A 23331-nucleotide genomic window follows, 5' to 3' on the forward strand; every position below is an offset into this window, starting at 1 on the left:
TCTAGTCGACCAATTCAACCCCTAGACTTTCGAGTAAGTTTAACGCTTCGTAGCGAGAGAATTTTGCACCCGTCACACGATTTTCCAATACATTCAAAAACACATTGGTGGATTCGGTGAAATCCACGTTTTGTAGATTTGTGCGCATGAACTGAGCGCGGTCAAAATCGCAGTAGGTCAGGGTAGATTCGGTAAAATCGCCATCACGGAAATCGACGTCGTGCAGTTTGCATTCAGACAGTGTGAGTGCATGCAGGGTAAGGCCAAAAAAGGAGGCGTCGGTCAGAATACATTGGGTGAATGTCAGCTCGGCATCAACGCGGTACGTTGGCCATTCTGCCCTTGTCCAATCAATGCCTACCATTTTACAGGCGTTAAACACCACCTCGTTAAATTTAGAAAAAGGGATGTTTAACAAGCTTAAGTTGCAGCGGGTGAAGGTGCAGTTGATGAATTTGCTGCTGCGAAACTCAGCGGATGAAAAGTGGCAATCGATGAATTCACATTCTTCAAACTCACACTGCATGAAGGTTTCATCGTTGAGTTCAAGCTTGTTGAACGTTTCGTTGTAATACTCGTTATTGCTTTCGATGGTTTGCACGGTTCCCTCAGAAGATATCCGCAAACAAGAAGGGTATTTAAAACGCAAGATAACGGTGTGTCTAGGGATTTATGGGCGGTGATGAGCAGGCTGTAACGACACACTCTTTTTTGGGAAAAAACGCGCGAGAATGTTGAATAGCGCCTTTTTCTCTGAGCAACGTAGAAGCAAAAAAACGGCCATGATGGCCGTTTAATGTACGTGTCTGCGCTAGGTGATGCCGTTACGCTTCTTTTGACCAAGTGCGGATCCTGGTAATTTCTTCTTCGTCGATGTTTAGCGATTCAAGAAACTCTTGGTGCGCATCGGGCTCCATCTTTTCGAATTGCTTGTGCCAGTTCATCATGTCTTCCTCGCGCATGCCTGCAGCGACCATAATGTCTACCCAGCGTTCTTTGGTTACCATGTTTTGCTCCAGTAATCTTGGTTGCTCTAACAAGATGACAATGGCTTTTTGCTGCTGACGTAACCGTTGGATTTCGTTTTCCAAGGCGTTGAATTGGTCTCGCAGAATATGTTCTTGCGTCATGTCATCTTCCCGATCGAGAAGAGGCGCGATCTTGTTAATAGGTACACCGTAAGACCGATACGCCAAGATAGCGGATAAGCGTTTGGCTTCATTCTCTCCGTACCATCGATACCCGTTTTCCGCACGGTAAGAGGGGTTAAGAAGCCCTTCACGTTCGTAATACAAGATGGTGGTACGAGATACTCGGTGTTGTTTTGCCAATTGACTGATCGTTTGCATCGTTGCCTTTGTCCTTTGAACGTTCGCATCATTCCTCAAAACAGGAACACTGTTCTCTTCTCTCTCTAAAACTGGAGTCTCAACCCGATACTCATAGACAGGTCAACACGGAGTTAAGCGTTTTCTTGGTTTTTTGTCGATGTGTGGTTCCACGAGGGATCATATTTACACAATGCAATCTGAAAGCTCACATCTTCATGTTTCCTCGACATAAAGAGGGCGATCGCTTGTTTTAAATTTTTCCATATGAAAGTGTAATGTTTTATTGGTTGTGCGATTAGTATCCAAATTTGATTTTAAAATACACTGTACCTATAATGGCGGCCGTGACGAAAAGAGCCGTTCATCACAAAGCAAAGATATTGCTGCTTTGCAGTTGTTTGGATATACCTTTCAGGGAAAAGGGATTGCTAGCTTAATGTATACGTTCTTTTATACGCTCATTGGATTGTTTTTTATCAGCTTGTACTTTGAGTCTGCCCGTTCGGCACTGCCAGCAACAGCTTTTCAGGTTGCGCTGCCTATCGCGCCATCTTTCACGCCGACGACAAGTTTTGATGGAACATGGGAAGGAAAGCATGTCGATGAAAATGGCCAGCGCAAGTGCCCAGCCTCAGAGGTTTTAGGCACGATTCGCAATGGCTTCGTGTCTTTCCAAATTTCGCATGACAATTCGACCCTAAAAGGCTGGATCTCGGAAGCTGGCGAGCTAGAAATCTACAGCGACAGCGCACAATGGGGCTATCACTTTTCAGGGAGCGCGAGCCATGATGCGTTGAAGGGAGAGTGGGGAGTGAGTAATGCCGCGTGCAATGGACATTGGTCAATGTCTCGTGTATCTGTCTGATAACCTTTAATCTTTTTGCAATTTCGAGACTTGATACGAATGGTTCGTGTCTGCAGTCGCCAGTAATTAACATATCGTTTACATTGTCACTGTCTACACAATTTTAAAACGGCGCTGTTATCGCGTCGCGTTTGGAAACATAGGTTTCGTCGTTTAGGGGCAGATATGGTCAATGTTTTCTATTCCTTCCGTGGTGAACACCCTGAAATGCAGCACGTTGAAGTGCAAACATCGCATTATCACGATGCGGTAGATTTGATTGATAAGTATCCGTGGCGTGAAGAAGTCGCGTTGTTTGAAGAGCATGGAGAAGGCGGTGGGTTGTTTTTCACTGTCGGGGATGAAGACGATAAGTACGCGTGTTTTCAATTGGTGCCAACAGAGCCAGATAAAGGCTTGTTGTGTTTCTGGTTGGTGCTAGATAAGGGCTTTCTTGGTATTTTTGGAAAGAAAACGATCAATACTCCCTTTGAAGAAGTGTCGATTTCGGAAGCGAAATCGAAAATTAAGCCGCTTTTTGATTACTCCATTGAACAGCTCTACGAATGCCATAAAAAGCCTTAACGTCACACGTTAGAATGTGCCACATCGCTTTTGCCTTTGTGTTGTCTATCATTAACGCTGAAAGTTCCAATGACTTAGGTGGTACACATGTCGACAATCTACTTCTATGAACCCGACGACCCGTTTGGTTTCCTTTCAAATTTTTATCTCGCCCCCTTGCTTATTGATGGTCAAACGTGGCTGTGCTCTGAGCATTATTACCATGCGCAGAAATTCGAATGCCAAGATATTCGCAACGTGATTCAGCAAGCCCCCACCCCCGACGATGCTTTCCGGTTGAGCCGCCAATATGCGGATGCGGTGTGCGAGGAATGGATGGACATTCGTGTGGATGTGATGCGCCTGGTCGTGATGAAAAAATTTGAGCAACACGATGACTTGAAGCAGCAACTTTTGGCAACGAAGGATCGCTTTCTTGCGGAATGTTCTCCCTGTGATGCATTTTGGGGCATCGATCGTGACGGTGTCGGTGAGAATAAACTTGGGCAAATTTTGATGGACGTTCGTGAAAAGTTGGCGACAACGCAAGGCGTTTTATCATTGTAAAATCTGGGGTTTATGTAGAGTAATGCGTACGGTGTGTTGGAAATATTATGCGCTCTGTATGGGTTTTTGACTTTTAGAAACGGAGAATGTGCCTACAAAATAAGAATTCAGTGTTATTCCCTTCTGTTGATCAGCCTTCAACTCTCTCCACTGCTATTGTGAAACCATAAATGTAATGCTGGAAAATACTGGGCATGTGCTGAGTGCACATCTCCAATCGTTTTGATTTTCCACGCTTTCGACTTCGACGACATGATTGCCCGTCATGTTGTCAATCAACTCGGCTTCTATAAGTAGTGCTGCCAAGTAATGTAGAGACGGTTGCGTTAGCAATAGAGTTATCGTTTTCACTATTGCTAAATGGTAAACCGTCAATAGGCAAGAAAAGTCAGTGCAATGGCAGGTGGGACAAGCAAGATTTTGAGGTTCTAACTGAATGATGTGAAGCAGTAAACCCTAAAAACTTGCCTGTATATTTTGATCACTTGTGACTTCAACATCTTGATAGAGGTCGAAACAGGGCAAACGGCTCAATGCGAAGGCTTTGACGTTTTGGCTTGTACTGCGCGTTGCGTGTGTGTTTGTGCGCGGCGCGAATGATTACTATCGAGATTGCACGCTAAATAAGGCATCTAACACGAACGAATGGATTTGTGTTGACTTCGATTCCTAAGGGCAATGATTTGCCCTTGCGCAGTAGGCCTTGAGCGGTTTCAACACAGGTGTTAAAGCCCATTAAGGGGGATACATGGTTGATACTATTAGAAGCGATGCATCATCACTTCAACAAACATTACTCATTATTGAGGACGATCCAGAGAACTTACGGCGTCTGGGAAGATTACTTGAAGACATGGGAACGGTTGTTACATCGAGCCGTTCTGATGCCATTTCGGCACTTAGACATCATCAACCGCATGTGATTGTGATGGGCGATTTGGTCATGGCTGACCTGACGCTTGTTAGCGATATTCTCGCGCTGGATAAGAAAAATAAGATTCTCGCTTTAGTGGGTAATGAAAATACACAAACGGTGCAACCGGCTTTCGAGTTGGGTGCATTTGATGTGGTGGGGCGCGAGCTGAACGATCCTTTACTTAAGCTGGTGGTGAAGCGTGCTGCGCATGTTGCCAAAGTTGAAAAGGATCTTGCTCGACTCAGTAAACAGGAAAAACGTGAAGACCAGTTTGTTGGCAATAGCTCGCAAGTGTTGCAGCTAATGCGCATGGTCGATCGTGTTGCATTGACTGACGTTAATACGCTCATTGTGGGCGAAAGCGGAACAGGCAAGGGACTTCTGGCACGGGCTACGCATGACAAAGGTCCGCGAAGAGAGGCACCTTTCATTGCGATTAATTGTGCTTCAGTGCCTGATCATCTGTTAGAAGCTGAGTTGTTTGGTACAGAAAGTGGTTCTGCGTCTGAAGGCTACCGTGTCACGGTAGGTAAGATTGAAGCGGCAGAAGGGGGAACGTTATTTCTTGATGAAATCGGAGATATGCCTCTAGCACTCCAATCTAAATTACTTCGTTTCATGCAAGAAAGGATGGTGAACCGCATTGGCGGCCAGCAACCGATTCCTGTAGATGTGAAGATAGTGAGTGCGACCTATCAAGACATGGGCAGCCGTGTTGCGGAGAAGCGCTTTAGAGAAGATCTGTTCTATCGTATTGGTGAAGTGACAATTCATATTCCTCCATTGCGGGAGCGTCCGGATGACATCATGCTCCTCGCAAAGACTTTTCTGAATGAATTTAGTCACAGCATGAACAGAAACATTCTTGGCTTTACAGAAGATGCGATTGAAGCCTTGCTCGAACACCCTTGGCCGGGGAACGTCAGAGAACTTCAAAACAAGGTGAAATCCGCGGTGATTTTGGCCGATGGTAATAAGATTGCGACTGCCGATCTTATGCTGACCAAGGAACAGAAGAAAGACAGCGGTTTGCCGTTGAACTTACGTCAAGTACGTGAAGAGGCAGAGCGTCATGCTGTTTCTCGTGCATTGTTACGTGCTGAGGGGAACATGTCTCAAACCGCCAACTTGCTTGGTGTGTCTCGTCCTACTCTCTACACCTTGATCGATAAGTACTCGCTTCAACGTTAACACATGATTTTGTGTGTGATTTTCCATCGCTCGCGTTTTGTTTGCAAGCGATGGGAAATCCGTTGAAGTGTCTCATGTCTTACCTCTGCGACGATTGTGAAAGTAACCCCAAATTTCACAAGGAAAATCCCTCACAGGTTATACAGTTAATGATGTATACCCAAGTAACATGAAGTTGCTCGCTGAATTCGGAATCCTCAGATTAGTTGGGTATAACGCTAAGGAATGCGAGTGATTTGGGAAGGATAGGTTTAACTCAGCAAAGTGGTGGGGTGTTGATATGAGAATGTCCGAGTTTGTGGATAACAATCTAGTGCTAAAAGCAGATGTTGATGTGTGCTTAGCAGATGATTTTACTTTAGATGCATGTTCCTATGAATCTGGCGACCAAATGGTGCTGTTCAGCCCAATGACAGGCGACGTGTTAGTGTGCGATAGCGCAACCAGTGTGTTTCTCTCCCTTCTTGAAAAAAACCTCCCTCTCGGCGCGGCCTTATCTGCGCTTTCTGTGTGCCCCCCTGATTATGCGCAAAAGTTGTTACGTGAACTCGAACGTATGGAAATCATCCGATTAGCAGGCGTGAACTGGAGCTGATTTATCACGTCATGTTCCTCGCACTGTTTCGGTCAGTATTGCTGACACGCTCTTCTTACCGTTTTTCATGATGTATTAGTGTTCTTGATGATGCAGTGATGTTCGGCTGAATGGTCGGTCGATTAACTGTTTGATTTCTGGAGAGACGAAAGCTGTTTTCTTCTGTTTGCTGAGGTATGCTTTACGCATGACTTTTTATGGTTCAGTGTGCATGCTGGACGACTGAGCAGGCTTGCTTTGCAGTACATTAAAATCAAAGACACCATTGTTGAACAAATCCAAAGTGGCCTTCTGGCGGCGGGCACGAAACTGCCTTCTGAACGAAAGCTCGCGGAATCTTTCAAAACCACGCGTGTAACGCTGCGTGAGGCGCTTTCTTTATTAGAAGCTGAAGGGGTGATTTTCCGTGAAGATCGCCGTGGATGGTTTATTGCCGAGCGTCCGTTACAGCTTGATTTGATGTCTGCCTATCACATTCATGCAGTGGCTCAGGCGCAAGGGAAATCAGCATCAACGGACGTGGTCGTCTCCAAGACCATGATGGCCAATAAAGAAGCGGCAGAGAAGATGGCGCTGCCACCGTTTTCTGACATTCACCATATCGAGCGAACGCATTTGGTTGATGGCCGCCCTGTGATGTACGCCATTCACTATGTCCGTGCTGACAGCACCCCCTCTTTACTGGATCATGACCTCTCTCAAGATCTCTCCGTGATTTTCGCGAACACCTTCCACCTGCGTTTTGCGCAGTGTACGTATGGCGTTTCTTCAACGTCTTTCGACAAGGACATTGCTCAAGCATTGCGTGCAACGGCAGGTGCTCCCGCTTTGTTAATTGCACGAACACATACGGACATTGATGGTGTGGTTCAAGAAGTGGTGTTAGAGCATTGGCGACACAACGCGGTTGCGTTGAATGTGTCGGCGGGTTTTTAGCTCTATACCCAAACGCATCACGCGTCGCGATTGGACTTCATTGATAGTTTTTCTTGGTTGTATCGTCGCGCTTCCTTCCCGAGTTGATCCCCATATGCCAACACATAAAGCGCTTCACAACGTTGTTGGTGAATTTTCTCATCATGGTGCTGTTGAACGTGCAAACGGGCTAAGCGGCCTAGCTGCAGGCGCTGGGCGACATTGGTAAACAGCTGAAGTAAACGGTCGTGGGTGTATTTTCCTTGTTTTGCACTCGACGAGAGGACAGGACGAGTTGTGCCTTGGTACTGAGGGTAAGCGTCTTGGTTCGCGAGTAAAATCGGCAGCCCCATCGACATAGCTTCTAACGTTTTCGAGGGAAACACGTATTTGCGGTGTAAGCTGGCATAGCAATCAACGTGCATGTTGAATTGGTAGCTATCAGTGAGCAGCCCGCAGAAGCGAATGGCGTTTTCAGGCAGTGCTAACCGGTCAATACATTGGCGATAGGCAGGTAAGTGTGGGCTGTTTCCTGACACCAGCAACATGGCCTGATCGGCGAAGTCATCGTCGCGTTGTCGCGCTTTCGCATAGGCTTCGAAAAAGTGTTCAACGTCCTGTGGCTCTGCATCGCATATGGATGTGCCAATGACAAACTTGTCGCTCGGTACGGGCGCTGTGCCAATCATGCGTTCTTTTGTATTGACCTCGAGCTGTCTCAGCGGTGGACACAGGCGCTGGCTATCTATGCCGAAGCGGATCAGCTTTACCTTGTTTTCTTCTACTTGAGTATGTTGAAGAAGCCATTGCTCGCTTTCGTCAGAGGTCGTCACAATAAAATGCGTTGAAGGGGAGAGTAAGCGGTAACGCCACTGTTCGATGAGATGGGCTAACCCTTCCGATGTGCTTGGGCTGGTAAATTGTGTGTGCAAGCGCAGTGGTGTGGCGTGTTGATAAGCAAACCATTGGATTGCCATGGTGCTGTCGCCATAAGTATGGCAAATGTCCGGTCGCAGCAGCGCTATTACGCGGCGACACTCTTTTAACCCACCGAAATTCAATACGCCTTTTGGGTTGAGTTCAATGCAGCTGGTGTTGGGGGGAAAACGCACGTTGAGCCCGGGCTGTTTTTTTAGCACCACCAAAGTATGTTCATACGCATCACTGCTGAATTGGCCGATGACATTAAACACCTGACGGTTCTGTTCAGCGTCGGCGAGATTATCGACGAAATGACAGATATGTAAGGGGGCCGTTCGGTTTATCATCTTCTGCTCAACACTCTCTAAGAACGTATGCGTATACTCGCATAGCTGAGGAGTGAGAAGTTTCTGATTTAAGAGACAAGCCGACAAAAATTAAGGCGGGTGAAATACGGGGAGCGGGCAGTAATAACGGTCAAAGAGGGCGCGTCATTTTCAGCGTGAAGGATGTCGTTAGTCCGACCTTTTTCTTGGAAATACCGACATGCATTATCTCGATACAATGTGGCGGTTTGAAGTGGATGTTTAAAACGAAAAAGCGACGAAGCTCGTCGCTTTTATTGATGTGTAATGAGAGAAGCTCAGCTTAAGATTCGAACGCTTCTGAAGGAAGGGGGGCTAAATCGAGCACTTTCACTTCTGCGCGGTTTCGACCTGCGCGCTTGGCTTTATAGAGGCGTTGGTCCGCGGTTTCTAGCAGTTGATTCGGTTGGGTTTCACCATCTGGGGTGCAGATAACACCGCCAATACTGACCGTGATGATTCCACTGTTTTTGCTGCCTTGGTGCGAAATGCTTAAATCGCGCACTGACTGACAAAGTTGCCACGCCACTTTCTTTGATTGCTCAAGGTCTGCATCCCGAAGAAGAAAGGCGAACTCTTCGCCGCCAAATCGCGCAATCGTGGCGTTGCTTGCTGTTGCCACCTGGTTCATTGCACGCGCCACATACGTTAACACTCGGTCGCCTTGAAGGTGTCCATAAATGTCGTTGTACGCTTTAAAATGGTCAATATCGATCATCATGATGGTGATAGACGCATTCTCATCGACCGCATCATATAAGGCGGTGTTCATGATTCGACGGAAAGGACGACGATTCAAAAGGCGTGTTAATTCGTCAGTTTCCGCTTCAACACGCAATCTTTCGTTGGCGAGAATGAGCTCTTCTTGAAGCTCGGTCATGGCAACGTGGTCGCGCTCGCGAATCGTTAGCTCACTCAGCATGGTAGCGAAACGTTTTAACAGCAGGTCTTTGTTTTCATTCCAACGCAGTGAACAATGATTGTTGGTCGCCACGAGCAAGCCAAAACTCTTACGTCCATCGGTGAGGGGGAACATGGCCAAACTGTGAATGCCAACCCTTTCAAGGAACTGACGTTCAGTCACGGCATGATCTGACATGTTGTTGGTGTCAATGATCGCGGTGTCACGCACATCCATTAACCAACGCTTGAGCTTATACATGTCGGTGAAATCGATGTCTGGCTCATCACTAAATTCTGGGTATGAAGCGCGATACTGCACGTTGTTGTAATCAAAGGCTAACCAGAAGATGTGGTCTGTTTCCAACAGGGATGCCATGCGTGACATGCTTGCTTGCACATCGTTTTCAACATCGGTTTTATGGCCTTTGAGCAGACGTAACGATAGGTCTGCCAACAGTTTGTTCGCTTTGTTCTGCCAATCTAGCTCTAACGTCCTCGCATTCACTTCTTCTGCCAGCAAGGTTTTGTGCTGTCTCAGTGTGCGCTCTTCCAGCTTTTTCTCAATGAAGTCGGCACGAACACGTTGATACAGTGCTTGCACGGAATTAGAGACTTGGCCGATCTCATCTTCACATTTGATCAGTGCGTCAGGCAGAACAAATTTACCGACTTTGGTTAGGTCTATTTTATCGACGTGTTCTGCCAGCGTTTTCATTCGGCTGGTGAAGGTGCGCTGAACAATAAACAGCAGTAGCAGTGCGATCACGAAGGCTTCGAGCAGATAAACCATGGCCACTGAGCTGGCACTTGTGATGGCTGAAGACTCGATGGCATTCAGATCTAAATAGACTTCGATAAAGCCCGCGTTCCTTGTGCCATCACTGATGCTATATCGAGAGAAATAGGCTTCAGCAAGCGGTGCATCTTCTGGGTAAGCCCAACGCTGTGTGCCAGTGTTGCTGACCAAAAGTGCATTTTTCACATACGGCATGCCCGCTAGGCTTTTTAGCTGTTGGTTTAAGAGTTCGTGGTCTTGTTTACTGATGGCATAGTTGAGCACTGAAATGGTGCTGCCTATGCGTTTCTCTAGCGAAGATTTTGTCCAATCGACCGTGTGCGAGTAGTTGATGCCTACTTGAACGCTCATTGAAAGCACCGCAAAAATGAGGCTCAGGCCTAACACGAGAATTGTCAGTTGTGTTTGTATGCTTCTACGCAACTTGAATAACTTTTTCAGCATGCAAGGCTCTTAACGTAATGAGCAGTGGCGGCTTGGTGCTGTGTAAGCATCGCCACTCCTTTTTTCGAGTTCTGTTGGTGGTCATACTGAGGCTGGCGTCGCGTTGCTTTCGCAAAAACTGGCGCAAGAGTCACTGCGTGATCCATGACACGGGTGAGGCGTCCGCTAACGCTGAAAGAGTAGAGTGTTAACTCTAAGGTGTGTTTGGATAAAAAAGAGGGGCGTTGAGGCGCGCCTTGGGGATCACTCTCATTCACATCAAGTTTTGTGCGACGACGATCAGATAGGTATTGATCGTTTCGCTGATGTAATCCGGGTTGCATTGCGCTTTGCCAATGCCAGAAGTCAAATTCAAACGGTTTGCCGCATGTACGACTCATTCCCCTGGGAAATGGTTTAGCCATCTTTCACTCCAAAGTACCGACAACTCTTTCAGTAATTTACAGTCAGTCTTTAAAGTCTACCGCATTTTTAAGGCAGATCTTGTCTATAAAGTCATTTAAAGCGTGTCATGTGTATCGTTTGAGCAAATAAAACGCATTTACGACGTAAATGTTATTCCTATGTTGGCATATGTTTGGCTTGGACTTTCACGACTGTTTCGAGTTTGGATTAGTCGTGATCAGTGGAGATGCATATTTGATGACTGCCTATGCCTTTGTCTCCACCCATATCAAGGCAGGAGTCAGGTTCGGTAAATTTTTGAAACTCGATGCCGAGTACAAATGCACCAATCACGAGTACAACAACGATAATCCATCGGAATATCTTTAGTTTCATGTAGAATGCCGCTTCCCTGTCAATCCGACCCGAAATAGAGGGTCGTGTTAATGTGCACGCTGATGTCGTGTCGCTGTGATGGCTCTGCCTTTTTGTTTGTAACTTCAAGGTTTTAAGGCATTAAAATGAAAGCCTCACGCGTGCGAGAAAAGTGTTAGACCAGAGTCGTATCAATCTGTTTAGTATATCTGACCAGCAACATACCGTGCTTTTAATTTGTCAGTGTATCAATTGGACCAGCGTACGCATCATTTTTGGTTCTTATTCCCAATTTTAATAATATGTCGAAGGTTATCGCCGTCGAATTCACTCGACGGATAAACCCAAATTTATGGAATTGGAAATATTGATACGCATGAAAACAAGACGTTATTTTAAGTGTGTTTCATGGCGAGCTTTGAATCTGTCTCTATACTCAGATCGTGTGTGCATCCAGTTTCCGTTGGAAATAAGAGATACCAGTTTGAAAATCAAAAAACGAATCCGAAAATTGTTTCCGTTGGATTTTTATGGCGAAGATAGAGGGTGGCGTTTTGTTATTCGGGCATACAACACAGCCGAAGTGTTTGATGCGTTGATGTGGCGTTCTTTCCTTTCTGTTCGCCGACAAGAGTTAAACCTTCTTCACCTTGCGATTGAAACCTTCCCTTACCAGAGTGACTACTCTGAAGGACGAGTTGCGGAAATATCAGGCTCTCATGGCGCATTGATGCGCGTGAAAATGCTAGGGCCAGTTGTCGAGGTGAGTGCGCTGAACAAGGCTTATCAGGATAAGGTGACGTCTGAAGCGTTGCTTTCCACGCCTAATATCAGCCTCGCACTGCGATAAACTGAAAAGGTTTAGAGATAAACAAAAAGGCACAGAGACAAACGAAAAAGAGGTTGGACATTGTCCAACCTCTTTTGTTTTGGGTGAGAAAACCGTTTCACGATAGAGAGATCAAGAGGTGCGTGTTTCTACTTCAATTTGGCGGGGTAGCCAATAGGAAACCACGCTAGCTGTTGTAAGCATGGCGCTAGAAATCCACAGGCACGCTTCAAGACCATAGGCTTGGTAAACCCAACCTGACAACAAGGTGCCAAACAATCTACCCAAGGCATTCGCCATGTAATAGAAGCCAACATCAAGAGATGCGCCATCGCTGCGTGCATAACTCACGATGAGATAACTGTGCAGTGACGAGTTGATCGCGAAGACACCACCAAATACCAATAAACCCACCACAATGGATATTTCAGGTGCGAGAGATTGGCTGAGTGCTAGCGCAATCAGCGCGGGAATAATGGCAAGACCTGCCGCCCAATACATTGCTGAACGACCGTCTGGTGTTCTCCCTTGTGCTTTACCCGTGATTTTTGGCGCGAAGCCTTGAACGATGCCATACGCAATCACCCAAGCAGCAAGAAACCCGCCGACATACCAGTGATCCCAGCCTAGCTGAGTGGTTAAGAATACGGGAAGTGCGACAACGAACCACACATCACGTGCACCGAACAGAAACATTCTCGCCGCAGACAAGACGTTGATGGGTAAGCTTTTCGAGAAAATCTGCGTGAACTTTGGCTTGCTCTTAGACGTGCCGAGTTCGGCTTTCAATGACAGCAAGCTGCCTATCCATACCAGCAACAGCATGGCTGCCATTACTGCAACCGCCCCTTGAAAGCCAAGCACCGAGAGCAATGCGCCGCCAAGGAAGAAACCTGCACCTTTCAGCGCGTTCTTGGATCCTGTCAGCGCTGCAACCCACTTGTACAGTGTGCCTTCTGCATTCTCAGGCACCAGGGTTTTGACTGCGCTTTTCGCACTCATCTTATTGAGGTCTTTTGCGATACCCGATAAGGCTTGCGCCGCCATCACCCAAGCGACCGTCAACATGCCAGCAGGCACCAGTAACATGCCGAGTGCCACGATTTGTAAACCGAGGCCAATGTTCATGGTGCGATTTAGGCCGATACGCGCGCCAAGCCAACCACCAACGAGGTTAGTGACGACACCAAAGAACTCATAAAACAAAAACAGCATGGCGATTTCTAACGGGCTGTAGCCCAGCGCGTTGAAATGCAGCACCACCAACATGCGCAGTGCGCCGTCGGTGAGCGTGAATGCCCAGTAGTTGCCCGTAACAATGAGATATTGCTTTATCTCAGTGGAGAGTGAAGCGAATGGCATGGTGAAATGTCTTCCCGTATACGGTTATTGTGCTTTGTCTTGACGGCCGACCATCAGTGCAAGCTCAGCAGTACGGTTTGCATAACCCCACTCATTGTCATACCACACGTACAGTTTTACCTGTGTGCCGTTAATGACCATGGTGGACAGGGCATCAATGGTGCCGGAACGTGGGTCCGTTTTGTAATCAACAGACACTAGCGGGCGCTCTTCATAGCCAAGAATGCCTTTCAGTTCGCTGTTCGCGGCGTCTTTCAGCAGTGTGTTCACTTCTTCTTCCGTGGTTGCACGGCTGACTTCGAAAACACAATCGGTCAATGATGCGTTGGTCAAAGGAATGCGAACAGCGTGTCCGTTCAATCGCCCTTTTAGCTCTGGGAAAATGTGCGTAATAGCCGTCGCTGAGCCTGTTGTTGTTGGGATCAAAGAAGAACCACATGCACGTGCGCGGCGCAGATCTTTGTGCGGCGCATCGATGATGGTTTGCGTGTTGGTGATGTCATGAATGGTCGTCATTGAGCCATGGACGATACCGAGTTTTTCGTGGATGACTTTAACCACAGGCGCAAGACAGTTGGTGGTGCATGATGCTGCTGTCACGATAGGGTGGTTTTCGGCATCGTATTCATGGTGGTTAACGCCCATAACGACGTTTAACACGCCATCCTCTTTCACTGGGGCTGTAACAACCACGCGCTTCACACCCTGTTCAAGGTAAGCATTGAGCAGTGCTTTGGTTTTCATCTTACCAGAGGCTTCAATCACGATATCGCAATCAGACCAATCAGTATCACCAATGGCTGTATTCTGTGTGCATTGAAGGGTGTTCTCACCAATGATCATGTTTTGTCCATCGGCAACGGCTTCATGCTCCCAACGGCCATGAACGGAATCGAAATTGATCAGGTGGGCGAGGGTCGCTGCGTCGCCTTCGGGATCATTGATGCGAATAAACTCCACATCTGCTTGATTGAATGCTGCTCTGAAAGTGAGGCGACCCATGCGGCCGAATCCATTGATACCGATCTTAATTGTCATTGCGTTTTCCTTTTTCGCTGAATGCGCAGTCTTTAAGGTTGAGAATTTACATATGGAAAATCATATATTCGTATTTCCATATGTAAAGTGAAGTTTTAACGACAACGTTAAAAATGTCTGATTGGTGTTTCATCTTGGCATGTGCTGTCAGAAATTACGCATGAGATGTCGTTTGAATCAGGCATTTTGAGCAACCCTACAACCTTAACGTAAAGGTAAATGCCGCCATTACTTATCTGTTGCTGACGATTTCTTTGCATTCGTCGCATAAAAGTCCATCACAATCGTAACAAAAGGTTTCCACTTGTAATAAATAAACAATTTGTTAACGCATTCTCTACACATAAAACCTCAACAAATAAGGCAGTTATGGTTCCATAACCGCCTGATTTTGTATAATTGTGTTACGCAAATGTAAAAAGCACCCCCTTCGCAGTCAGAACAGAAATATGTAAAAATACGCTTCAGGTGAGCAAAGTTTGCTCAATGTTTTATTTAACTCTCATTTTGGAGTAGAAATGGCCTTTTTCTTGGTTGTTTTTCTGTCTGTTGTTGGCGGCATCCTCGCGGGTGAGCATGTCCATTCCTATATGGTTGGATTTTCTCTCGCTACGGTTGCTGTTGGGTGTTGTTATTGGCTGAGCTTCCGCCATACAAATTATCCACAATTGGCGCTGCTACTTCTGATTTCAGGATTTGCGGTCAAAATGGGTATCACTGTGTTTGGCGTGATGTGGAGCCTTGAACGCGAATTGATCACATCACCTTTCGTTTTCGCACTGTCGTACCTGTTCTTCTCTTTGGTTGCGACCTATGGCTACTTTAAGTACCGTGAATTTGTGCAAACACGAATGGCGGCAGTGAAAGCGCGTTTGCAAACAACGTAATCACTAACAATCGTTAACATGCGCGTTTTGTTAGCGTTCGCCTATAGTTAGAAGGGTGGCTTAATAGCCACCTTTTTTGTGCCTAGTTTTTGACTTAAAAGGAATTAAATGGGGAAGGAGCTTCATACTGAGCGTCTGGTGTTACGACGTTTTCAGGAAAAAGACAGAGAGCCTTTTGCTGCGATGAACGCAGACCCTTTTGTCATGCGCTACTTTCCTGCCACGCTTTCTCGTACCCAAAGCGAAGACACCTTATCGCGCATTGCCAGTAAATGGGATGAAACGGGGGTGTCTTATTGGGCGGTCACGTTGAAATCGACCGGAGAGCTCATTGGCACCGTCGGTATCAATTTCACCGATTATCAGGTAATGGGCGAATATGTGTATGAGATTGGTTGGCGAATCGCCTCGGCGTTTCATCGCCAAGGTTATGCCACAGAAGCGGCCAGCGAAGTGTTACGCGTTGGGTTTGAGGTAAGTCAACTTCAACGTGTTGTATCATTTACAGTGCTAGATAACATGCCTTCACAAGCCGTGATGAAAAAACTGGGTATGCGAGATACACAATTTCAGTTTTTTCATCCGAGCATTGCGGCAAGTCACCCGCTTGCTGAGCACTGCCTTTATGAAATCACCTCGCAGATGTGGCACAAGCTGCACCATCCACCCGACGAGGTGAATAAGTGACTATGCCTTTCTATAAGGCAGATGTTGAAATGCATCGTCATAGTACTGCTGGATCATGTCATGCTCGCGCGTTAGATACTCTGCAATGCCATCATGGAAACCCTGGTGTGCTAGGTAGTGTCCAGAATAAGTAATTACTGGTTCAAACCCCCGTATTAACTTGTGTTCACCTTGAGCGCCCGCGTCAAAAGTGGTGATGCTGTGTTCAATGCAGTACTCAATACCTTGGTAGTAACACAATTCAAAATGCAGGTTTTCGAAATCTGACAAACTTCCCCAATATCGACCGAAAAGCGTGTCATTCGATTTGATGTAAAGCGCCCCCGCCACATAGTCGCCATAGGCTTCAGCAAACACCAAGACGACCTTGTCTAACATGGTTTCCCCGAGGTGATGGAAAAATTCACTGTTTAAATAGCCGGTGTGCCCTGAGCGTTTGAGGTAAGTCATTTGATAAAAGTGGGTAAACACATCCCAATGTGCGCTGGTGATCGCCTCACCTTCTAGCACATGGACGGTTGCGCCTTGATCACCGATGCTTTGACGTTCTTTTCGAATGGTACGGCGTTTGCGTGAGGTGAGCTTTGCCATGAAATCATCGAAGCAGGTATACCCACGATTCAACCAATGGAACTGGACGTCGCGGCGTTCCAAAAAACCACTTTCCTTTAAGGTGTCGCACAATGTTTGCGTTGGGAATAAGACGTGAACACCGGAACACTTTCGCTGTTTGGCGAGCGTTTGCATGGCGCTCAGTAGGTGCTGGTATATCTCGGCGCTGTCTTCATTTGCGGACACGAGTAGGCGAGGGCCGGAGGATGGCGTAAACGGTACTGCGCAGACGAGCTTGGGATAATACTCCATGCCTGCATCTTCATAAGCTTCTGCCCATGACCAATCAAACACATACTCACCATAAGGATGTGCTTTGATAAAACAAGGGGCGATACCGACGAGCGTTTGATGGCGGTATACGCCAATATATTGTGGGAACCAGCCAGTTTTGGCGCTTACAGCTTGGCTCTTTTCAAGTGAATAGAAAAATTCATACTGAATAAACGGATAATCACTAGGTAGCAACGCGTTCCACGCGTCTTTACCAAACTCCTCGATTGTCGAGATTACCTTACATTCCATGGTCATCAGCTTTTGAATCACTCCGTTGTTGATTTTATTGTTAATAGTGAAATTCAGCCTTGATAGTGAACGAGATATCAGACAGAAATACAACCAATAGAAACTAAAGGTTTCGGGAAAAGCACAGAGGTTCTTGAATACTCTCAACCATGGTACAAAACACTATGTTTAACCTAGATGGCGTCATGATGTTCCATATCCTATTATTGACCAAATTATAAACTGGAATATGTGCATATAAATGGATTTAAGTGTTGTTAATGTGTTATATGCTGGCTTAATATAAACCTTAACAACCCATTAACAGATTGGGTTTTGTTTTGTCGTCAAAAGGAATGAGATATGCAAAACACCTTTTTAATTGAAGCATTTCAGACACCTTCAGAAGTTGCTGACACATTAACGCCTTATTTTTCTTCGCTAAAACGCGACCCTTACGTGGACAGTGATGTTCGTTTTAGGAGCTATGCGCGTTTTACGCTTTCATCCTCTGGCAGTATCTCTCGGTTAGCTCACGCTCCGTTTATGCAATCTTCTGAAGTGAACCGTGTGGTGGGTGATGTGCTAAGGGAATTTGCACCTATGTCAGACGACATGATTCAAACACCTGCATTTCAACACTTGTTGAAATCCTTCGCGAGTGCAACTGGCATCGAGAAAGAAGGTGCACAAGTGGATGTTCACCAAATTCGTGTAACCTGCTCGGTGAATGATACGTCTGCCCCTGCACCTGAGGGCATTCACCAAGATGGCTTTCGTTTTGTGGGTATTTTCTGTGTTCAACGTAAAAATATCGCAGGCGGGTTCACGCAGATATTTACGTCGCCCGTTGATCAACATCCTCACCTGAATACGGTACTTGAACCTAACCAGTTCATCATTCTTGATGATGCACGCTACTACCACCACATATCTGAAACGTTATCTAGCCAATCTGGCGAAGAGGGGATCCGCGATGTCTTTGTCTTTACCGCTTAATGCTACAAACATTGAACAACTGCGCCGTCAGTTTCCTGCGTTGCAGCGAGACATTGATGGTTCTCATCCCGTCTATCTTGATGGCCCTGGCGGCACCCAATTCCCTGAATGCGTGATTGACGCTATTAGCAGTTATTTGCGAGCGGGTAACTCAAACCTTGGTGGAAAATTTACCGTAAGCCGTGAAACCGTGGATGTGGTGGCAAAGGCGAGAGAATATGCAGCGACGCTGGTGGGCGCGGCATCGCCAGATAATGTTTTCTTTGGTGCGAACATGACGTCTGTGACATTCAGTTTCAGCCGTGCGTTGAGCCAAGAATGGCAAGCGGGAGATAACGTGATCGTCACCGAAGCCGATCATGGGGCGAACCGATCAAGTTGGATCATGGCAGCGCATGACAGAAACGTGAATGTGCATCATTTGCCGATAAAAGATCGCACGGGAGCGTTAGATCTTGATGCGCTGGATGCGTTGTTGAATGAGAAAACACGATTGGTGGCATTGACTGCCGCCAGTAACATCACCGGTACTATCACGGATTTGAAAGCCGCCATTGAGAAATGTCACCGTGTTGGCGCGAAAGTGTTTGTGGATGCAGTGCATTTACTGCCGCATCAACTGATGGATGTTGTGGCGTTGGACGTCGATTTTCTTGCTGGCTCTGCGTACAAATTCTATGGGCCGCATCTTGGTTTCTTGTATGGAAAACATGAATGGCTGTCGAGCGTTGCGCCATACAAAGTAGAACCTGCCCCGATCACGCCACCACATTGTTGGGAAACAGGCACGCTCAATTTCGAAGCGCTCAGCGGGTTCATTGCGGCGATTGAATACATTGCCTCTCTGGGCGAAGGCGAGACGTTACGTGATAAATTGGAAACCGCATATCACCATATTCACGTTTATGAATCAGCGCTTGCCACGTATTTCCTTGAGCAACTGGCATCCCTTGATGGTGTGACTTTGTATGGGGTTGACGGCGTTGAAGGCAGAACTGCGACGTTTGCGTTACGCTTTGGCGATATTGATCCTGCATATGTGGCTGAAGCGCTGGGCAAGCAGCAAATTTATGTGTGGAGCGGGCATTTGTACGCCGACAAACTGACGGATGCATTTGGCGTGACAGAGAAAGGCGGAATACTGCGAGCGGGCGTGATGCACTACAACACGCATCAGGAAATTGATCGCTTTTTCGATGCATTAAGCGTTGTGCTCAAGCGTTAATTTCAATCTGTATAGGTGAGACAAAAAGGCGACGCGGCATTAAGCCTGCGTCGGCTTTTTTTATTCTTCGTTTTCTGTGTTTTCTTCGCTTACTAGGGCGTAGCTGATCACGTAGAACACATCATCGTTAGGGTAGATTTCGCGGATGAGAGGTTTTAACTCATCAAGCGGCAAAAATTCTTGGGCTGCGTGCTCTTCACCGATGTCATCAAACGTGATTTCATTGACGGCTTCAATGTCGATTTTGCAGACATATTCGTCAGTTTCTAACGTGTGCACATCCACGCGAGTGCCTGGCACGTAATGGCTTTCTGATTTATCACGGATAGTGATGGTCTTCTTTCCGCTAACAATCAGCGGCGTTAGCCAGCCAAAAAAGGTAATTTTCGTCGGTGCTTGATTCACAGTTCGAGCCTGTATTCGCCAATTTCAAAGTGGCGCATTAAAGCACATTGCATGGTGAAGTGCGTCAATAAATTTCACCTTGATGCCTATTCACTAAAACGGGTGAGTATTGTCAGCGAGTTAGGCGCTTTTCGCTGCATGTTTGGAACAAGTCACGAGATCTCGTTGTGTTGCTCATGTGAAAAGCAGACCACAGAGAGGGAGATAGACTGAAAGGTAATGGCAAAATCGATTGGAAAAAGCCGTTAGTTTGAAGGGCTGCATAAAGAAATCGTCGGTAGACATCGAAACTGTGTGGGGAAACGCACGCCGCTTTGTTAGAATGCCGCCCCTTGTTTGGGCTCAACCCGCTATAGATATAGAAGAGAAAATCACTTTGAAAGAATCGACCGTCATCATTGGATTAAGTAACCCTAAAAGCCCAGAAAACGTGGGTGCTGTTATGCGTGCTGCAGGCTGTTACCAAGCAGATGAAGTACGATACACGGGCCAACGTTATGACAGGGCGGTCAAGTTCTACACCGACACGAAAAGTGCCGCAGACACCATTCCATTGACTGCGGTGGAATCGTTTCTTGATGATTTACCCGCAGACATGAAAATCGTGTGTGTTGAATTGGCACTCGGTGCTCAGCCACTTCCACACTTTGTACACCCAGAAAACGCGATTTACATTTTCGGGCCCGAAGACGGTTCTATTGCACAAGATGTGGCAGACAGAGCTGATCATGTTGTTTACGTGCCGACGGTAGGTTGTATGAACCTAGCCGCGTCTGTGAATGTGCTTCTTTATGACCGTTTGGCAAAGGCTGAGAACATTGAGCTCGGTGACGATTTGATTCTTTCTAGCCGTGACAACCGAAATACGCTTCGCGTGAATAAGCCTGACTAATTGCGAATAGTGCTAAGCAATTAAGCAATTAAGCAATTAAGCAATTAAGCAATTAAGCAACTAAGCAACTAAGCAACTAAGCAGCTAAGCAATTAAGCAATTAAGCAATTGCAACTGACGATCTGACCGCCGACGCGATGACAGGGAGTCTGCAAGGTATGATCAAGCACGTTTCCTGACGAAAACCTCGAAATGGCCCAACATGACGTCGGGCTTTGTCCTCAAATTGAACGAAATGAGAGGCTCTGAAGCCTGCTTCTTGAGGTTATACTTGGGCATACCTGTCTTCCGCGACATAGTATTAACAACGTTAGGTAGCAAAGCGCATGCGTAAAACAGACAAGAAAATGGACAATGAACTGCGCATCGCGCTAACGGACGTTTGTGAAACGGCGCTTGAAGAGATTGAAGGGTTTCAATGGCTGACGCATACCGTTGATTATTCGTATTTCCCTCTGAGCTTAAAAATCATCTGTGTGTTTGATACCAATGCTCAACTCGCGACGTTTTCCGAGAACGGTGGCCATGATCAACTCCTGTCGACGATTCAAAAGACACTGAGTAACCTTGGGATCACGGTTAAACACGTAGCACGTCATGTCTTCTTCGATTCGGAAGAAAGTTGCATGAATGTTCATGGTGGAAACTGGGCGAAACGTTTGGCGTAATGCCTGACTCGCATTCAACAGACGTGATAGAAAAGTCTAGCCTGTAAAAGCAAGAGAGAATAAAAGAGGCGAGCATTGGCTCGCCTTTTTGATGTTAGGCGATCACGGTTAAAGGATCTTCAACCATTGGCCGTGCCGTGCCCGGATGAAATTGGGAAGACAAGACTTCGTTGCCGGTAAGGCTACATAAAAGAATACCGTTTAGTATGGTGCAACCCTTTTCGGACTTGCCGCCGTTTATGTCCCACACTCGGTTTTGGCCTGCGGTTTCCCATCCCCCCGTTTCTCCTACAAAGTTGGAAAGCAACACAGGGAAACGGTGCGTTTTTGCAATGTCTGCAAGCAACTGACTGTCATGTTCGTAGCCATTTTGGGAAATGAGCGCGGAGACAAGGTAAATGTCGGCGCCGGCTTCTTGTGCGTCTTTTGCGTGTTGAGGGTCACTAAAGTCTGCGCAAATGGCCAGTGCGAGCTTGTTGCCTTTGACTGACAACATCACGTTATCTTTCCCTCGGGCGCAAAAAGTCGCTTCCCCTTCGTGAAGGTACTGTTTCCTATAGAAACTCACCGTTCGAGAAGGCTGACAAATCGCGGCAGCGATGTAGGGTTTCCCCTGCGTTTCACCTGCTTCGTTTTCGTTTTGTAACGACAATCCGCAAACAATGACCATGTTGTGATAGGTCGCAAGACGAGACAGCGCCAACACGCTCTCATCGCTTGATGTGAATGCCAATTCTTCAAGAAGATCGGGCTCGTAGCCTGTGAGTGATAACTCTGGAAATACAATAACATTCGCGTGCTGTTCGGCAGCAAGTTCGATGAGTTCAATGTGTTTTTGTAGGTTCGCACGGATGCTGCCTTTGGTTACGCTGAGCTGTGCCAACGCGATACGTAAATTTTTCTTCATTTTTATATACTCTGACTCGCGAACGACTAACCGCGATAAACCACTTGAAATCGTTCCAGTACAAGCATGGCATCTTCAGTTATCTCAATGCCTAGCTCTTCGCATTCCTTACTAAAAAACGTCCAGTGGGCTTCTCGCCACCACGCATAACTCTTATCGCCTTCACCTTCTAAGGCGGCGAATTCTTCGGTCACTTGATTGAAAGGGCAAGAATCAACGGATTGGATTTCAATAATGCATTTAGGTTCCCCAGACCAATCCGTGACGACCTGAAGATGTCCGATTTGTGGGCGAGGTTCATTTTTGTGTGAATACCAGTATTCCAGGCCGCACGCTGCGCGTTTTTCCCCGCGTTGGATGAGGTCGGCGCAAAGGTTGGCGTTGAGTGCGTCTGCGCAAAAGTAATCAGAAGAAAAGGAAGTATGATTGGCGCGTTCTATGTCAGAAAGCGTCCTCAAATATTGGTTTAGAAAATGCTGACTTCTGTCGTCCATGGTGTGAAGTATTACTCGTGTTGGGCAAAATAGGAGAAAAAATAGCGTCGGTTATCGTACCGGATGCGATATTTCGCGTCTGCGTAATAACTTCATTGTTGCCAAGCAAAATGTAAGATGATGTTAAATGTTGGGTGGTAAATGCAATAACAGGGTGAAAGGTTGTTACCCGGGGTTAGAAGGGGCTTTCGCGGTTTAATTCATTGCAGATTTCGACAATGGCAAGCGACAGACCCGAGGCAATCATTTGCTGCTGGCGTTTGAGTTGAAGCTGGTAAAACATCACGTCAACATCATCATCTGGTTCTTGTATATCAAGACGAACCATGCCCATTTTATTGACTAAGTGAAGGTTCTTGATGGCATTGAGAATGAAAGGGTCAGTGAAGCTGTACTCTTCCATGTCGTTGTTGAGCTCGTTTCTTAGCTTGATGACATCGTTGATGTCTTCAAACAATTCGCTAGGAAGCACGCCTAAGCCAAACAAGAGCTTTAATCGAACGGAAAGATCACCTAACGGACCGGAGTCTTCGAGCAATGGCCCGACAACCGATTTCACGGCAAAATCGTCTTTACGGAAAATACGTTGTACTAACGCATCAATAGCCTCACTGAAGACATCTACCGCCGTGATGAAAAAGCCACGAACAGACGGTGCTGCGTTGAGCCTTTCTAAAATGTCTGCTTCGTCAATGGGTGCTGGCATTTTGT

General features: G+C 46.7%; 26 protein-coding genes. 13 read left to right on the forward strand and 13 right to left on the reverse strand.

Annotation, left to right across the window (positions count from 1 at the left end):
• Nucleotide 1 precedes the first annotated feature (1 nt).
• Nucleotides 2-601, reverse strand: a complete 600-nt coding sequence (locus BCT27_RS00310; protein ID WP_102316043.1) for a pentapeptide repeat-containing protein — start codon at nt 599-601, stop codon at nt 2-4.
• Between the two features lie 223 nt (nt 602-824).
• Entirely contained in the window at nt 825-1349 is a 525-nt protein-coding gene (locus BCT27_RS00315) for a MerR family transcriptional regulator (protein WP_102392431.1), read from the reverse strand.
• A 418-nt stretch (nt 1350-1767) separates the two neighbouring features.
• Here BCT27_RS00315 and BCT27_RS00320 point away from each other — a divergent pair, with 418 nt between their 5' ends.
• From BCT27_RS00320 to BCT27_RS00350, 6 genes are all read left to right on the forward strand, one after another.
• The gene (locus BCT27_RS00320; protein WP_102316046.1) at nt 1768-2196 is read left to right on the forward strand and encodes a hypothetical protein; all 429 of its coding nucleotides are present in this window, start codon (nt 1768-1770) and stop codon (nt 2194-2196) included.
• 165 nt (nt 2197-2361) lie between these two features.
• Entirely contained in the window at nt 2362-2760 is a 399-nt protein-coding gene (locus BCT27_RS00325; RefSeq protein WP_102316047.1) for a hypothetical protein, read from the forward strand.
• An 87-nt stretch (nt 2761-2847) separates the two neighbouring features.
• On the forward strand, nt 2848-3306 hold the full coding sequence (locus BCT27_RS00330; RefSeq protein WP_102316048.1) for an NADAR family protein: 459 nt from the start codon (nt 2848-2850) through the stop codon (nt 3304-3306).
• A 748-nt stretch (nt 3307-4054) separates the two neighbouring features.
• Nucleotides 4055-5413, forward strand: a complete 1359-nt coding sequence (locus BCT27_RS00340; RefSeq protein ID WP_102316049.1) for a sigma 54-interacting transcriptional regulator — start codon at nt 4055-4057, stop codon at nt 5411-5413.
• Between the two features lie 280 nt (nt 5414-5693).
• Nucleotides 5694-6008 (forward strand): hypothetical protein, encoded by a 315-nt coding sequence (locus BCT27_RS00345; RefSeq protein ID WP_102316050.1) that lies wholly within the window; start codon nt 5694-5696, stop codon nt 6006-6008.
• Nucleotides 6009-6245: 237 nt separating this feature from the next.
• Complete coding sequence (locus tag BCT27_RS00350) at nt 6246-6944, forward strand: UTRA domain-containing protein (protein ID WP_102394711.1); 699 nt, start codon at nt 6246-6248, stop codon at nt 6942-6944.
• 17 nt (nt 6945-6961) lie between these two features.
• Here the strand turns inward: BCT27_RS00350 and BCT27_RS00355 are convergent, their stop codons facing one another.
• The 4 genes from BCT27_RS00355 to BCT27_RS25555 form a co-directional block, all read right to left on the reverse strand.
• Nucleotides 6962-8191 (reverse strand): glycosyltransferase family 4 protein, encoded by a 1230-nt coding sequence (locus BCT27_RS00355; protein ID WP_102394712.1) that lies wholly within the window; start codon nt 8189-8191, stop codon nt 6962-6964.
• Nucleotides 8192-8492: 301 nt separating this feature from the next.
• Nucleotides 8493-10259 (reverse strand): GGDEF domain-containing protein, encoded by a 1767-nt coding sequence (locus BCT27_RS00360; protein WP_241908471.1) that lies wholly within the window; start codon nt 10257-10259, stop codon nt 8493-8495.
• Between the two features lie 86 nt (nt 10260-10345).
• Entirely contained in the window at nt 10346-10756 is a 411-nt protein-coding gene (locus tag BCT27_RS00365; RefSeq protein WP_102394714.1) for a hypothetical protein, read from the reverse strand.
• Nucleotides 10757-10964: 208 nt separating this feature from the next.
• Complete coding sequence (locus tag BCT27_RS25555; protein ID WP_017008686.1) at nt 10965-11132, reverse strand: hypothetical protein; 168 nt, start codon at nt 11130-11132, stop codon at nt 10965-10967.
• A 463-nt stretch (nt 11133-11595) separates the two neighbouring features.
• Between BCT27_RS25555 and BCT27_RS00370 the strand changes: the two genes are divergently transcribed.
• Nucleotides 11596-11961, forward strand: a complete 366-nt coding sequence (locus BCT27_RS00370) for a hypothetical protein (protein WP_102394715.1) — start codon at nt 11596-11598, stop codon at nt 11959-11961.
• A gap of 111 nt (nt 11962-12072) precedes the next feature.
• Here the strand turns inward: BCT27_RS00370 and arsJ are convergent, their stop codons facing one another.
• Together arsJ and BCT27_RS00380 are read right to left on the reverse strand one after the other, a co-directional pair.
• A complete protein-coding gene (gene arsJ / locus BCT27_RS00375; protein ID WP_102394716.1) occupies nt 12073-13302 on the reverse strand; it encodes an organoarsenical effux MFS transporter ArsJ in 1230 nt (409 codons plus the stop codon).
• 24 nt (nt 13303-13326) lie between these two features.
• Nucleotides 13327-14340 (reverse strand): ArsJ-associated glyceraldehyde-3-phosphate dehydrogenase, encoded by a 1014-nt coding sequence (locus BCT27_RS00380; RefSeq protein ID WP_102316057.1) that lies wholly within the window; start codon nt 14338-14340, stop codon nt 13327-13329.
• A gap of 518 nt (nt 14341-14858) precedes the next feature.
• Between BCT27_RS00380 and BCT27_RS00385 the strand changes: the two genes are divergently transcribed.
• Together BCT27_RS00385 and BCT27_RS00390 are read left to right on the forward strand one after the other, a co-directional pair.
• A complete protein-coding gene (locus tag BCT27_RS00385) occupies nt 14859-15227 on the forward strand; it encodes a hypothetical protein (RefSeq protein ID WP_017008682.1) in 369 nt (122 codons plus the stop codon).
• A gap of 108 nt (nt 15228-15335) precedes the next feature.
• On the forward strand, nt 15336-15914 hold the full coding sequence (locus tag BCT27_RS00390) for a GNAT family N-acetyltransferase (protein ID WP_102316058.1): 579 nt from the start codon (nt 15336-15338) through the stop codon (nt 15912-15914).
• Here the strand turns inward: BCT27_RS00390 and BCT27_RS00395 are convergent, their stop codons facing one another.
• Nucleotides 15915-17051, reverse strand: a complete 1137-nt coding sequence (locus BCT27_RS00395; RefSeq protein WP_241908472.1) for a GNAT family N-acetyltransferase — start codon at nt 17049-17051, stop codon at nt 15915-15917.
• Between the two features lie 342 nt (nt 17052-17393).
• On the opposite strand from BCT27_RS00395, the gene BCT27_RS00400 reads away from it, so the two are divergent.
• Together BCT27_RS00400 and BCT27_RS00405 are read left to right on the forward strand one after the other, a co-directional pair.
• Nucleotides 17394-18029 (forward strand): 2OG-Fe dioxygenase family protein, encoded by a 636-nt coding sequence (locus BCT27_RS00400; protein WP_102394718.1) that lies wholly within the window; start codon nt 17394-17396, stop codon nt 18027-18029.
• Nucleotides 18007-19254, forward strand: a complete 1248-nt coding sequence (locus BCT27_RS00405; protein WP_102394719.1) for a cysteine desulfurase-like protein — start codon at nt 18007-18009, stop codon at nt 19252-19254. The genes BCT27_RS00400 and BCT27_RS00405 overlap by 23 nt, the downstream gene beginning before the upstream one ends.
• A gap of 60 nt (nt 19255-19314) precedes the next feature.
• Here BCT27_RS00405 and yqfB read toward each other — a convergent pair whose 3' ends face one another.
• Nucleotides 19315-19659: a N(4)-acetylcytidine aminohydrolase gene (gene yqfB / locus BCT27_RS00410; protein ID WP_074925228.1), complete on the reverse strand. Its 345-nt coding sequence runs from the start codon at nt 19657-19659 to the stop codon at nt 19315-19317.
• A 376-nt stretch (nt 19660-20035) separates the two neighbouring features.
• Here yqfB and BCT27_RS00415 point away from each other — a divergent pair, with 376 nt between their 5' ends.
• Together BCT27_RS00415 and BCT27_RS00420 are read left to right on the forward strand one after the other, a co-directional pair.
• Nucleotides 20036-20551: an RNA methyltransferase gene (locus BCT27_RS00415; protein WP_102316194.1), complete on the forward strand. Its 516-nt coding sequence runs from the start codon at nt 20036-20038 to the stop codon at nt 20549-20551.
• 326 nt (nt 20552-20877) lie between these two features.
• Nucleotides 20878-21219, forward strand: a complete 342-nt coding sequence (locus tag BCT27_RS00420; protein ID WP_102316062.1) for a Fis family transcriptional regulator — start codon at nt 20878-20880, stop codon at nt 21217-21219.
• Between the two features lie 94 nt (nt 21220-21313).
• On the opposite strand, the gene BCT27_RS00425 is transcribed toward BCT27_RS00420, so the two are convergent.
• From BCT27_RS00425 to BCT27_RS00435, 3 genes are all read right to left on the reverse strand, one after another.
• Nucleotides 21314-22126: a carbon-nitrogen hydrolase family protein gene (locus BCT27_RS00425; RefSeq protein WP_102394720.1), complete on the reverse strand. Its 813-nt coding sequence runs from the start codon at nt 22124-22126 to the stop codon at nt 21314-21316.
• Nucleotides 22127-22152: 26 nt separating this feature from the next.
• The gene (locus BCT27_RS00430) at nt 22153-22620 is read right to left on the reverse strand and encodes an ASCH domain-containing protein (protein WP_102394721.1); all 468 of its coding nucleotides are present in this window, start codon (nt 22618-22620) and stop codon (nt 22153-22155) included.
• Between the two features lie 175 nt (nt 22621-22795).
• Entirely contained in the window at nt 22796-23326 is a 531-nt protein-coding gene (locus BCT27_RS00435) for an MltR family transcriptional regulator (RefSeq protein WP_026025168.1), read from the reverse strand.
• Nucleotides 23327-23331 lie beyond the last annotated feature (5 nt).

The sequence above is a fragment of the Enterovibrio norvegicus genome (assembly GCF_002876705.1).
GTDB classification, from domain to species: Bacteria; Pseudomonadota; Gammaproteobacteria; order Enterobacterales; family Vibrionaceae; genus Enterovibrio; species Enterovibrio norvegicus_B.

Bases quoted from the DNA above. Each gene is read 5' to 3' on its own strand.
- BCT27_RS00315 (WP_102392431.1), bottom strand. From the start codon at position 1,349: ATGCAAACGATCAGTCAATTGGCAAAACAACACCGAGTATCTCGTACC.
- BCT27_RS00320 (WP_102316046.1), top strand. From the start codon at position 1,768: ATGTATACGTTCTTTTATACGCTCATTGGATTGTTTTTTATCAGCTTG.
- BCT27_RS00325 (WP_102316047.1), top strand. From the start codon at position 2,362: ATGGTCAATGTTTTCTATTCCTTCCGTGGTGAACACCCTGAAATGCAG.
- BCT27_RS00330 (WP_102316048.1), top strand. From the start codon at position 2,848: ATGTCGACAATCTACTTCTATGAACCCGACGACCCGTTTGGTTTCCTT.
- BCT27_RS00340 (WP_102316049.1), top strand. From the start codon at position 4,055: ATGGTTGATACTATTAGAAGCGATGCATCATCACTTCAACAAACATTA.
- BCT27_RS00345 (WP_102316050.1), top strand. From the start codon at position 5,694: ATGAGAATGTCCGAGTTTGTGGATAACAATCTAGTGCTAAAAGCAGAT.
- BCT27_RS00355 (WP_102394712.1), bottom strand. From the start codon at position 8,191: ATGATAAACCGAACGGCCCCCTTACATATCTGTCATTTCGTCGATAAT.
- BCT27_RS00360 (WP_241908471.1), bottom strand. From the start codon at position 10,259: ATGAGCGTTCAAGTAGGCATCAACTACTCGCACACGGTCGATTGGACA.
- BCT27_RS00365 (WP_102394714.1), bottom strand. From the start codon at position 10,756: ATGGCTAAACCATTTCCCAGGGGAATGAGTCGTACATGCGGCAAACCG.
- BCT27_RS25555 (WP_017008686.1), bottom strand. From the start codon at position 11,132: ATGAAACTAAAGATATTCCGATGGATTATCGTTGTTGTACTCGTGATT.
- arsJ (WP_102394716.1), bottom strand. From the start codon at position 13,302: ATGCCATTCGCTTCACTCTCCACTGAGATAAAGCAATATCTCATTGTT.
- BCT27_RS00380 (WP_102316057.1), bottom strand. From the start codon at position 14,340: ATGACAATTAAGATCGGTATCAATGGATTCGGCCGCATGGGTCGCCTC.
- BCT27_RS00385 (WP_017008682.1), top strand. From the start codon at position 14,859: ATGGCCTTTTTCTTGGTTGTTTTTCTGTCTGTTGTTGGCGGCATCCTC.
- BCT27_RS00390 (WP_102316058.1), top strand. From the start codon at position 15,336: ATGGGGAAGGAGCTTCATACTGAGCGTCTGGTGTTACGACGTTTTCAG.
- BCT27_RS00395 (WP_241908472.1), bottom strand. From the start codon at position 17,051: ATGGAATGTAAGGTAATCTCGACAATCGAGGAGTTTGGTAAAGACGCG.
- BCT27_RS00400 (WP_102394718.1), top strand. From the start codon at position 17,394: ATGCAAAACACCTTTTTAATTGAAGCATTTCAGACACCTTCAGAAGTT.
- BCT27_RS00405 (WP_102394719.1), top strand. From the start codon at position 18,007: ATGTCTTTGTCTTTACCGCTTAATGCTACAAACATTGAACAACTGCGC.
- BCT27_RS00420 (WP_102316062.1), top strand. From the start codon at position 20,878: ATGCGTAAAACAGACAAGAAAATGGACAATGAACTGCGCATCGCGCTA.
- BCT27_RS00425 (WP_102394720.1), bottom strand. From the start codon at position 22,126: ATGAAGAAAAATTTACGTATCGCGTTGGCACAGCTCAGCGTAACCAAA.
- BCT27_RS00430 (WP_102394721.1), bottom strand. From the start codon at position 22,620: ATGGACGACAGAAGTCAGCATTTTCTAAACCAATATTTGAGGACGCTT.
- BCT27_RS00435 (WP_026025168.1), bottom strand. From the start codon at position 23,326: ATGCCAGCACCCATTGACGAAGCAGACATTTTAGAAAGGCTCAACGCA.